Source organism: Christensenella sp. (genome assembly GCF_034927525.1).
In the GTDB taxonomy this organism is placed as follows: domain Bacteria; phylum Bacillota; class Clostridia; order Christensenellales; family Christensenellaceae; genus Christensenella.
In genome coordinates, this window is the sequence record NZ_JAYFPU010000114.1 from 1 (window position 1) to 11,586 (window position 11,586).

An 11,586-nucleotide genomic window follows, 5' to 3' on the forward strand; every position below is an offset into this window, starting at 1 on the left:
TGACATAAGCCAGCTCAATTTGTTCCCCCTTTCCAGCAGCTTTCCTTCCATGGTAGGCTAGGGGCTGGCAATCAAAGGCTGGACGATCGCTGTTCTTCCCCAGCATGGTAGCATGGGTAGACGATACATTTGGCATAACGACATAAGAATCACACATAAGAACCCTCCAAAATAGTTTTTTGTTATCCTGATCATACCGAATTTTTTGAGGTGGGTGAATGTAGAAAAGACCTTATCTTCTGTAAAAGGGGAAGGGGTTTTGGGGAGGATGGAAATTTGTCCGGGCGTGGGCTGACCTTTTGGCGGGTGGATATAAAAAAACAGCCTTGAAGGCTGTTAAATACGAAGTTTATGGCGTGCCAAGAGGGATTCGAGCCCCCGACCTTTCGGGAGTGCGCTTTGTTATTAATAGTGAGTGTTTATGCGGCTTAAGGGCATTTAAGTGGCATCTAAAAAGGTGTTTAAAAGCTATTGTTTTCGGGAATTTCTCGGGAATAATTAATTAATTGAATATAACCATGCTTCCGAGTAGATGAGGATATCCTTGTCTACTTTTTTTATTTAAAGAGGTGACATTAATGAATTTTACGATAATGGGATTAGCCTTCGGAAGTTGGTTACTACTACACAATCTCAATCCTGACGCAATTGCACTTTATCATGCACTATTGTACATGAACAATAAAATGACGGTAAATGTTAATAGCGAATGGTATTGGAGAGTAGAGTTTAAAGTACCAGGAGCAACGTTAAGGCAGTTGTCTGGAGGCATATCCGAAACACAGCTAGATCGGATGAGAAATCAGCTTAAACAGGCTGGGCTGATAGAGTACCGAAAGGGTAGGGGGAATCAGAGCGGAACCTATTCCTTGATCCCTTTTGATTTAGAAGTTGAAGCAGTGAGTATTGATCCACATATTGGGGGACAAAATGTAGGTCAGTATGGGGGACAAACGGAATGCAAAGTGTGGGCGAAATCAAATTCCTTCATTGTTAATATTAATAATAATACTAATGCTAATTTTGATGATGGGGATGATGATGCGCGTGCGCGCGAAAACGCAAAATCATTTTTCAAACGCTATCTTGATGAGTCAAGGGTACCGGAGCCTAATCTGGAGCAGTGTGTACGCTGGATTAACAGCATGGACGAAGATTTGGTAGAAGAAGCATTCCGGGAAGCCTGTAAACAGGGAAAAACGAATTTTGCTTACGTCGAGGGGATTATCCGTAAGATGCGGTAAAGAGGGATTAAAGATATGGGGGACCTTGCAAAATGGGATATCGAGCATGGCCGTGTTTAATACTTTGTTTATTGTTATCTGCCCGTTTACTGATTCTGAACAATGTATTTCACAGGGGCATTGTCCCTTGCTCTCAAAAGATCTTTGTTGAGATATGAAATTGAGGGCAATAGATTACTTCGAATTGATGAAAAATTATTTTTATATGAGGAGGTCCAAAATGAAATTTAAAAAATCAACAAACGTTATGCCGAAAAAGGAAATTAGTGGTGAGGGAAGTAAAGCGATGGTTTTTGAGCAGGAAATCAAAAATCAATATCTCCCTTTGGATAAGACAATCAAATTTTATATCTTTGAGGTTTACGAGGACACTATGAACATTAACGATGTGCTAATGAGGATTTTTAGCTCACTAGCTGATTCTGTGCAAAATCGTCAAAATAATGTAGTTTATCTTGTCAAATATGCAGCCGAAATGGCTGTGGGCAAAGCACCGGATTTTGATAACAATAAGTATTTTGCGGGAACCTATGATCCGACTTATTTGTTAAGATCGCTAAAATATACTTCAGAAGAATTAACGGGAAAGATTAGCCATAAAAACTGTGATCTTCATCCGGAGAATCCACTAACAAAAGAACTCAAAAAATTGGATCAATTACGGAACAGGCTTTCTAAAGATATTAACAATCTGGATTTTGCTGAAATCTATCAGATGTTCATCGATGATTGGGACTGTTATAAAGATTGCCAATATACGTATAAGGTTTTGATGGAGCTCCAAAAGCTCCAAAATGACGCCGATTATCCTGACGATAAGCACAGTCTGTGCCAGGTGCTACTGAAGGCTTTCTGGCGGTCCGACCAGTAATTCGGTTTAGTTACTTACCCTAATCATGGTGCTTTACTGGTCGGGCAAGATTAGCATCTGGCCGTCCACTTCCGTGGGCGCCGATGCATCTTGCAAGGGGGGATTCCCCCTTGACCCCCAAAAGAATTCAGAGAAGGAGTCGATGATGGCAGGAAGAACCCGCCCGGTCAAGCTCACGCTGCGGCTAAGCCACGACGAGTATGACCGGCTATTACAGAAGGTGGCCGCAGCCCATATGAGTCAGCAAGACTATTTATTGAAATGTGCACTTCAAAAGAAGATCGTCGTGATGGAAGGATTTACCGAGGTTGCATGGCAACTCAAAAAAATTGGCGGCAATATCAATCAGCTGGCCCATCATGCCAATGAAGGCTATCTGGTGAATGATAAAGAATTACAAATCATACAGTAGGGACTTTTAGAAATATGGCAATTATTAAAGCAGTGCGGTCGCACAGCGGCCTCAAAAAAATAATCGATTATGTCAGCCGGACCGAAAAGACAGAAGGGAAGTATCTCTCAACCCATCACTGTCAGATCGAAAGTGCCGCCCAGGAAATGACGGTCACGAAGCAGATGTATGGGAAAGAAACGGGTGTGACGTACTATCACTTCATCCAGTCCTTCCCACCTGATGAAGCCATAACCCCCGAGCAAGCCAATCAGGTGGCAAAGGACTTAGCCGTCGGGCGTTGGCCGGACTACGAAATGGTCATCGGTACCCACGTCGATCGGGACCACATCCACAGCCATATCATCATCAACTCGGTGTCCATGGAAACCGGGAAAAAGCTCCACTTTTCTCCGGTCGATTTAAAAGAAATGAAGCATCGCAATATCGAAATGTGTCAGGAGCGAGGACTGTCGGTCCCTGTCAAAGGCCAGCAGATCACCACGAACAAACCCGAAAAATACATGGCCATCCTCCGCGGGACCGAAGGCCACTATAAAAGCTATGTCCTGGACACCGCCTTAGCCGTTAGCGAGGCCAAAGAAAGGGCAACGAGCCGGGAGGAATTCATTGAGAAACTAGAAGAGCAGGGCTACCGCACAACCTGGACGGATAATCGAAAGCACATCACCTTTATGGATAGCGAAGGACGGAAGGTAAGAAATAGCAATCTCACCAAAACATTCAAACAAGACTTTAGCAAGGAGGCACTCATCCATGAATTTAGACGAAATCAGGAACGGGCAGAAGAACACCCCAGAGCAGACACCCCCGCCGGAAACGACCATCACCTTCGAGAAGAAAGAGAAGCGCCGGCAAAGGACATCATGCAAGGAAAAGAAACCCAGCTGGAAAGTGGTTCCCACGTACTCCCTCGGGAAAACCACCAGCGCTAGAACATCGCTTCGGGAAACGGCGTTCTCCATTTTTAAATTCATTGGACTCCCCTGGGCCATCGCCATGGCACTCCTGGGCTTTACCATCATCTGGTTTATCCTTTACCAGTTTGGCGGAAGTCCCTTAGTGGCCCGGTGTGGTGATCTGCGGTATGACATCGCAACGCTGGCCTTCTGGGGAACCAGCCTGTATCTCACCCTCCAAAATCTGATCAGGAAAATCAAAGGGGATGAGTCCCTCATGCTCTTCGAAATCTTCGATTATCTCAAAGGAGACACACGCCTGCCCACCAAAAGCGACACCAAGCGGATGATGAATCCGCCCATTCCAGCAGAGTTACAGACGAATCGAAAGAGCGGCTTCGTATTTGGCCGCCAGGAAAAAGACGGCTATGTGTGTAAACCAACGGAAAAGGAAGGCCACATCGGCGTCTTTGGTGGATCGGGCCTGGGGAAAACCAGCTGCCTGGCCATCCCATCCATCCGAGCGTGGCAGGGGCCGGTCTTCGCCATCGACATCAAAGGCGAATTATCAGAATTGTCCAAAGTCGATCGGACCAATCTGCAGATCTTCAATCCATCCGATCCCAATGCCCTTGGCTATGATCCCTATTACTTCGTGGATGCCGACCCATCCCATAAGACCCAACGCATTAAGCGGATCGTCTATTCCCTGATAAAACGCCCCAACGATAAGGCCGATCCCTTCTGGGTCACCTCGGCCCGAAACCTATTGTTGGGGGAGCTGCTGTTTTTCTACGATCTGAATTACACCTTCATCGAAACCATGCACACCATCCAATCCACCCCTCAACAGGAGATCGTTAATGCCGTTTTCAAGAGCGATAACGACAAGGCCATCATCTACATCAATGAATTCAAAAAAGCCATGGATGGGGGCAGCCAAACCGTGGATGGCATCATCATGCAGTTGATGACCGACATCAAAATCTTTGCGACGGATGATGACGTCATCGATGCCTTTTCCAGGGAGCGCATCATCACCCCCGATGCCTTGGAATCCGGTGGGGATGTTTTTATCCAGGTACCCGAATCCAATCTCGAAATATGGGCGCCCATGTTAAATCTGATCACCAGTCAATTCCTCACCGCCTTCGAGTCCCGGGAGCCCCAGGGTTATCCCATCCTCATGCTGCTGGATGAATTCCCCCGACTGGGTGTGGTCCATGGTATCGCAAGTGCCCTGGCAACCCTTAGAAGTCGGCGGATTACCATCACCCTGCTGCTTCAGAGCATTTCTCAGCTGGACTATCTCTACGGGAGTGATCAGCGTAAAACAATCATGGATAATCTGCGCTATACCGCCATCCTCGGCGTTACCGAGCAATCCACCCAGGAATACTTCTCCCTGGCCGTCGGGACCTATGACCGATTGATGCCTGGGCAATCCCAAAGCAGCCGGGGACTGATGTCCGGCGGAGCCGATTCCTTTGGGATGTCCTGGTCAACAGCAGAGCGGCGTATCATCAAGCCAGAACAATTCGGCCACTTAGGAGAGGACATCATCCTGCTGACCACCTACGGCTATTTCAGGGTCAAGAAAGCACCCTATTATCGAGATGGCGGAGAGGGCAATACCGCCCGGGCGAGGTAAGGCGGGAAGACACCTTCACTGAGAAACGCTCTGGAACCTTCCCTTAGCCAGAGAAAAACAACCGCTGGAAGAAAAGCGCTTCCAGCCGTTTTATCCGGGCCACGAACGCCTGCGGACAACTGCCGCGCATTACTGCCTTCCGGCATCCATGCGCTGCAGTACTCCTTGGCAGCGGATTGCAAACCCTTGGAACACGAGCACTTCCAAGCGTTCGCTAAAAGCAGCCCGGGCTATTTTTCGGGTCCAGGATAGAAGATCCCGCTGATCCACCTGCGGTCCATCATCCGAATCTTCTTTGGAATCGAGTAAATGACTGGGCCATTTACAGTTTAGACCCTCCAGGTCCGCAGTAAAGGGTGCTGCGCATCGTTTCGCGACTAAACGCCCTTGACAACGGCCCTGGAGGGTCAAGGCATGGTTATGCCCAGTAAGGTTTTCCAAACGCCTTACAGGCGTCAAAATCTCACCAAGTCAAAGGAGAACCCATGGAACGCAAAACGCTCACGCCCACCATCGACACCCTGCACCGCATCTTCGATTTATTCAACGCCCATTACTTTGAGGACAAGCTTCTAAGTCCCGTCATTACCGTAGCACCAGACAGCCATAACCGGGCCTATGGCTGGTGTACCAGCTGGCAAGCCTGGAAGGACACCGAGGACAATGGTTATTATGAAATCAACGTGTGCGCCGACTACCTCATGCGCCCCATTGAAGAAACCTGCGGGACCATGCTCCATGAGATGTGCCACCTGCTAAACCTGATGCTCGATATCCAGGATACCAGCCGCTCAGGGACCTATCATAATGGGAAATTCAAAGAAACGGCAGAAGGACATGGCCTGCACGTTAGAAAGGATTCGACCTACGGCTATTGCAGAACCACCTTGACCACCGAATCCCTGGATTTACTAGCTGACACCCACTTCGATTTTGGGCTTTATCGACCGAAGGTGGGGACGGCAGCCACCACCGGACGGGATGAGGATTCCAAGATATCCGACGAGGACACCCCACAAAAGCGGAAGAGCAGCACCCGGCGATACCAATGCCCCATCTGCGGGACCATCATCCGAGCCACCAAGGACGTGAATGTCATTTGTGGGGATTGTATGGAACCCATGGTGCTCATTGATTAAAGGAAGGATGATGTTTTGAAAATGTACTTTCAAGACGCAGACAAGCCCAAAACTTAAAAGTATTGGTCCCCGCCACAGATAAACGCCAGGAAGCCCGTGGCGGGGTATCCATTACTTAGGGCCAAAAGAAAGACAGAAAAAACACAGAAAATGAGGTAATCACATGAAATATGGATATGCCAGAGTCTCCACCGCCGGACAGGCAGCAAACGGAAACAGCTTAGAAGCCCAGGAAGAACAACTCAGGGCGGCTGGTGCAGAAAAAATCTTTAAGGATGCCTTTACCGGGACACTGTCCCACCGCCCTGAACTGGATCAGCTCATGGCGGTGGTAAAACCTGGGGACGTCATTATCGTCACCAAGCTGGATCGGATCGCCCGGTCCATGATCCAGGGAAGCCAGCTCATCAACCGACTGCTGGCGCAGGGAATCGCCATTCATATCCTGAATATTGGCATGATGGATAACACTCCGGCATCGAAGTTGATTCGCAATATCTTTTTCAGCTTTGCGGAATTTGAACGGGATATGATTGTGGAGCGGACCCAGGAGGGAAAGGCGAAGGCCAGACTCAGAGATGATTTCAGGGAGGGGCGACCGAAGAAATTCTCAAGGAAGCAGATGGATCATGCCCTGTCACTCCTTGCCACCAATAGCTATAAGCAGGTGGAGGCCATGACTGGGATTTCGAAATCGACCCTAAAACGCGCAAGAAAAGCGGCACAGGAGAGGGAGCATGAATGATGATGAAAAGCGGCGTGAAGCGGATCGGCTCTGGTTTGCATTAAGGCGATTATGCCTGGCGGACGTCAGCCTTTTGGAGATACTCATGGAATCGGATGGGGGGAATGTTGAGATCAGTGAGATCGAGAAGATGGTGGACACTGCGATTTGTCGGGTGATGGAGAAGTCTAAGGCGTAGAATCTAAATGGTAGTGGGAATCGCTACTTTGAAAGTGAACATTCAAGAATGCCGAATCCTATATTTAAGACCTTTTCTTTTGACAGCGATACTGATATAATACGAATAAGAGTGGTTCGCTGGGTGGCGGGCTTCTGCCCCAATCGGTAACAGATTGGGGGTGATGCTATGACAGTGTACGAAGGATTAATGCTTATGCTGACCTTTGGTGGCTTCGTGGTATTGCTTCTTTCAAGTCGAAACGACTAAAAAAGAACGTGAAAAAAGCTACCCTGTTGATTTGACGGTCAGTGGGTAGCTGATTTAAAAGACACAGAGGCAGACCGCCGAAGGCGGGCCACTCTTTCTACCCATATTATACAACGAGATAATAGAATATTCAAGTCGCGATAGTCTGAATTAAGGTTACTTGAAAACACCATATTTGTGAAAATACAGGCAGTATTACTCAATCAAGAACAGTCACATAAATCATTTACTGATGGAGGTAGACCAGTGGGGTATACAAAGGGGCTACAAGGAACACCTTGGCATGTAGAAACGGTTCATCGAAAATATGGATGCTGCTATTTAGGCGCAGATGGAACTTGTGAAAAATCAGGTAAAACGGGAGAACCCTGTTTTGGAAAAGCGTATTGTTCTAGTTATCTTGGAAATACCACTAAAACAGAAAAAACGAAAAAGAAATCAACCCAATCAAAAAAGAATCAAAAACCAGAAAAAACCAGGGATCAAAAAACGACGGAATCATATAGAGCAAGAAAAAAACGAGGTGCACAGGCAGGTGATAACGTAGTCCTCATGGACGTGGCCAGTGCTGAAACCTTTGATATTATCGTACGGACCATTGATCCTCCCGAGACGCACAAGGCAGTCGTCGGGAAAAAAGTGGGGGACACCATACAGGTGAATTCATACCGGTATAGGATTGAAAAAATCGTATTTAAAGCTAGGTAGAATATACTGTATATATGACAAATCGAAGAATCAAATTACTAATAGAGAGTTTTAATCAAAAGCTACCCAATACCATGAAAAGTTTTGGGTAGCTTTTGCGTATAAGACTAGTGATAGAACGGTCGGTTCAAACATTGCCCCTATTCATGTAACAATGTATAGTCGGCCCGAAGATATAATACATAATCTTGAATATCAATGTTATACTTTTGAAGCATTTTAATAATTGTATCTCTAATTTGATTTGCACTCATATTCGTCATGATGTACACATCCGTTCCGGGAATTGCTTTTGCGGCTCGGATTTCTTTAGGATCTTTAGAGAAATACTGCACTTTCTTGCCTTGCATCGTCTTATCTTTTACAAAGGAATTGAATTTCTTATAATCCCTTTGAGATAGGATTTCACAGGTCTTTACGAAGATCTCAGCCCAGTTATTCGCTGGATATTGCTTTTCAAATAATTGGAATGCAGATGGTCTCTTATGGGTAAAATTACCATATAGTGGATAGGGGATTTGCGAATCAATACGATAAGCATCATAGTCTATGCTGTCGCTTTTTTCAATTCTATTCTGATCATCCTCGAGTAATTCATTTTCTGTTTCTTCCTCGAGCTGAAGTTTGTCAGCATAATCATTTAAGATGATTTGGATGGGATCAATAGTTTTTAACAATTGAGTTAAATTTTCCAATTTTTCATAATTGTGGTTTTCCATTGAAGTATTAACATCGGACTTAATACTCGATAGAGTGCCCGTTAAGCATTGGCTGAGTAGTTCAATGCAGTCTTTGATATCCAGAGCGTCTTTTGGAAACTCGGATTTAAAAAAGTCAATAATGTGATTTTCCATATCTTCTCTCCTCATAATTTTTTACACCTCCACCCCAAGCAGTCTCAGCTGCGCATTAATCTCTTCCTCCAGCTTCGCAATCTCCTCATCATCCTGCTTCAAAAGCCGATTGACTTCGTCCAGGTCGATGGGGGGTTCCTCTTCGAAGGTGTCGACGTAGCGGGGGATGTTGAGGTTATAGTCGTTCTCTTCAATCTCCTCACGGGTGGCGAGGTGGGCGTATTTGTCCACGTCCTGGCGGGCGGTGTAGGTGTCGATGATTTTGTCGATGTGGGCATCGGTGAGGCGGTTCTGGTTCTTGACCTTTTCGAACTCTTTGCTGGCATCGATAAAGAGGATGTCTTTGGTGGTGCGGTTGCGCTTGAGGACGAGGATGGTGGTGGGGATGCTGGTGCCGTAGAACAGGTTGGCGGGCAGGCCGATAACGGTGTCCAGGGCGTTTTTATCCACGATCAGGGCCTTGCGGATTTTGGCTTCGGCGGCCCCTCGGAAGAGGACGCCGTGGGGGAGGACGATGGCCATGGTGCCGCCCTGGCCCAGGTGATAGAAGCTGTGGAGGACGAAGGCGAAGTCGGCCTTGGACGCGGGGGCCAGCTTCCCGAAGTCCTTAAACCGAGGGTCCTTCAGCTTGGTTTCGGCATTATCCCACTTGGCGGAGTAGGGGGGATTGGCCACCACGGCGTCAAAGCTCCGGGGACGGTCAACGCCCTTGGCATCGGGGCCGTCGGGCCAGTCCCGCTCCAGGGTATCCGCATTGTTCAGGGTCATGTTGTTGAAGGACACGCCGTGCATCATCAGGTTCATGCGGGCGAGGTTGTAGGTGGTGGTGTTGAGCTCCTGGCCGTAGTATTTGACGGCGCCGGGGCGATGGCCGCCGGTGAGCTCGCTGCCCACGGTGAGCAACAGGGAGCCGGAGCCCATGGTGGGGTCATAGACGCTGAATCCGGTCTGGTTGGCATCGGCACCCTGGGTGACAATCCGGGCTAAAATCTTGCTGACCTGATGGGGGGTGTAGAACTCGCCACCCTTCTTACCCGCGCTGGCGGCGAACTGGCCGATGAGGTATTCGTAGATTTCCCCGAGAATATCCTCCCCGTCCTCACCGATATAGTTGATTTCATCCACCATCTTGACGATGGCGTTGAGGGACTTTGCCCGGGCGGTGGTGGAGGCCCCCAGCCGGGAGTCCCCGAGATTAATATCATTGAACACCCCGCTAAAATCCTGTTCGGCTTCGCTGTTCAGCGCCGCATTGGCATTGAAGTGATCGAAGAGGGTCTGGTAGTCGCTGGGGAGCATGTTCTTATCCTTGATGCGGTGGAGGAGCGACGCCCAGGTGTCCCCGGGGTCGATGGCATAGCCCAAGCTTTTGGAAATATCCTCCCGGTAATCCATGAGATCGTCACTGGTGGTGTCGGCGCTGTAGCTCACCGGGGCTTCTCCGATGGCCTCGGCCCAGTAGGCGTCGTTGACACTCTGCCCCTCGGCAATGTCAATTACCTTGTTGGTTTCGAGGTAATGCTCCTGATGTTCGGAGAGGTAGCGGTAGAACATGAAGGCCAGGATATAATTCTTGAATTCCCCGGCGTCCATGTTGCCGCGAAGTTCGTTAGCCATGGCCCAGAGTTGGGCAGAAATGGATTGGATGGTAGTGTTATGATCTGACATGATTTTTCCTTTCGGGGGTTATACAAATTGCGGCCAGACCAAGAATAAAAAAGATTCACGCCGGACCCCAAGCGCTGACGAATGAAGGGGTTGCCCTCATTCGTCAAGGCGCAAAACCTTCGGTTTTGATCAGGTTGTTGGCGGGTTAACTTTCTTAATTTGTAGAAAAAAATATAATTCCTGTCCGCAGGGGATCCTCTGTTCACGTATTTTTATTCTTGCTCTGTCCTGGGTTTGTTGTTATACAAACATCTGCTGAAGCAGGGCTTTTTTCTGGAGCTGGAGGTGGTCGAGTTTGCGCTGATGAAGGGTGATGAGGTTGTCGAGGTTGGTGAAATAAATGCCTATCCTTAACTGCTCATCTTCGGATTTAGGATAAATAATCTCTGTGTCTTGAATTGCGGATTTGGATATTGACGAGATTTTTGTTCCTTGGATTAAGGGCAACAACTGATCATGATAGGCACTTGAATTCATATAGTATCCAAGATAACCTTCAGCAAATTCCAATGTTGGTCTACACGGAATTGTATGCAATCCTGACAATACTGTTTCACCCGACAAACCTGTTATTTCGCTGCATTTCCCTACAGTTTTATCCTCGGCAGCATCTGCAATAATAATATCTCCGTTCCCCAAAAATGAGCTCTGATATTTCTTCGCAATTGAGTTCTCTATGAGATAAGTCAATTCATCATTTTTTACATTTATAACTTCTCCATACTTAACAAGAATATCTCCATAGTGAACATTCATCACTTCGCCATCATTACCAAGTGCAGCTCTAGATAGTGTGTTATTTTGCAAAAAATTAAATATCTCATTGAACTTACGCTGTTCCCAAACTAACGGCATTCTTTATCCCACAATTTTCAGCTTTCAACCCCATATGCCGTGACATTCTCCCTTTATTTGATTGACATTGTATACTATTCGTAGTAAAATAACCATGAAAGGAGTTGATAACA

At 47.3% G+C, this 11,586-nt stretch carries 13 protein-coding genes; 10 read left to right on the top strand and 3 right to left on the bottom strand.

What is annotated here, in order from left to right:
- Positions 1-578: 578 nt before the first annotated feature.
- The 10 genes from VB081_RS04550 to VB081_RS04590 all read left to right on the top strand — a co-directional run bounded on the left by VB081_RS04550 (position 579) and on the right by VB081_RS04590 (position 8,096).
- Complete coding sequence (locus VB081_RS04550) at positions 579-1,244, top strand: DnaD domain protein (protein ID WP_323399660.1); 666 nt, start codon at positions 579-581, stop codon at positions 1,242-1,244.
- Positions 1,245-1,464: 220 nt separating this feature from the next.
- Complete coding sequence (locus VB081_RS04555) at positions 1,465-2,115, top strand: hypothetical protein (RefSeq protein ID WP_323399661.1); 651 nt, start codon at positions 1,465-1,467, stop codon at positions 2,113-2,115.
- A gap of 142 nt (positions 2,116-2,257) precedes the next feature.
- Entirely contained in the window at positions 2,258-2,527 is a 270-nt protein-coding gene (locus VB081_RS04560; RefSeq protein WP_323399662.1) for a plasmid mobilization protein, read from the top strand.
- Positions 2,528-2,541: 14 nt separating this feature from the next.
- Positions 2,542-3,462 (top strand): relaxase/mobilization nuclease domain-containing protein, encoded by a 921-nt coding sequence (locus VB081_RS04565; RefSeq protein ID WP_323399663.1) that lies wholly within the window; start codon positions 2,542-2,544, stop codon positions 3,460-3,462.
- Between the two features lie 313 nt (positions 3,463-3,775).
- On the top strand, positions 3,776-5,077 hold the full coding sequence (locus VB081_RS04570; protein WP_323399671.1) for a type IV secretory system conjugative DNA transfer family protein: 1,302 nt from the start codon (positions 3,776-3,778) through the stop codon (positions 5,075-5,077).
- A 485-nt stretch (positions 5,078-5,562) separates the two neighbouring features.
- Positions 5,563-6,216 carry a SprT-like domain-containing protein gene (locus tag VB081_RS04575; protein WP_323399664.1) on the top strand — a complete coding sequence of 218 codons (654 nt, stop codon included), beginning with the start codon at positions 5,563-5,565 and terminating at the stop codon, positions 6,214-6,216.
- Positions 6,217-6,379: 163 nt separating this feature from the next.
- Complete coding sequence (locus VB081_RS04580; protein ID WP_323399665.1) at positions 6,380-6,961, top strand: recombinase family protein; 582 nt, start codon at positions 6,380-6,382, stop codon at positions 6,959-6,961.
- On the top strand, positions 6,954-7,139 hold the full coding sequence (locus VB081_RS04585; RefSeq protein WP_323399666.1) for a hypothetical protein: 186 nt from the start codon (positions 6,954-6,956) through the stop codon (positions 7,137-7,139). The genes VB081_RS04580 and VB081_RS04585 overlap by 8 nt, the downstream gene beginning before the upstream one ends.
- A 168-nt stretch (positions 7,140-7,307) precedes the next feature.
- Entirely contained in the window at positions 7,308-7,388 is an 81-nt protein-coding gene (locus VB081_RS14980; protein ID WP_442872707.1) for a putative holin-like toxin, read from the top strand.
- 246 nt (positions 7,389-7,634) lie between these two features.
- Positions 7,635-8,096 carry a hypothetical protein gene (locus VB081_RS04590; protein WP_323399667.1) on the top strand — a complete coding sequence of 154 codons (462 nt, stop codon included), beginning with the start codon at positions 7,635-7,637 and terminating at the stop codon, positions 8,094-8,096.
- 140 nt (positions 8,097-8,236) lie between these two features.
- Here VB081_RS04590 and VB081_RS04595 read toward each other — a convergent pair whose 3' ends face one another.
- The 3 genes from VB081_RS04595 to VB081_RS04605 all read right to left on the bottom strand — a co-directional run bounded on the left by VB081_RS04595 (position 8,237) and on the right by VB081_RS04605 (position 11,473).
- Positions 8,237-8,965, bottom strand: coding sequence for a hypothetical protein (locus tag VB081_RS04595; protein ID WP_323399668.1), 729 nt, complete (start codon positions 8,963-8,965; stop codon positions 8,237-8,239).
- A gap of 6 nt (positions 8,966-8,971) precedes the next feature.
- A complete protein-coding gene (locus tag VB081_RS04600; RefSeq protein WP_323399669.1) occupies positions 8,972-10,618 on the bottom strand; it encodes a type I restriction-modification system subunit M in 1,647 nt (548 codons plus the stop codon).
- A gap of 240 nt (positions 10,619-10,858) precedes the next feature.
- Complete coding sequence (locus VB081_RS04605; protein WP_323399670.1) at positions 10,859-11,473, bottom strand: restriction endonuclease subunit S; 615 nt, start codon at positions 11,471-11,473, stop codon at positions 10,859-10,861.
- Positions 11,474-11,586 lie beyond the last annotated feature (113 nt).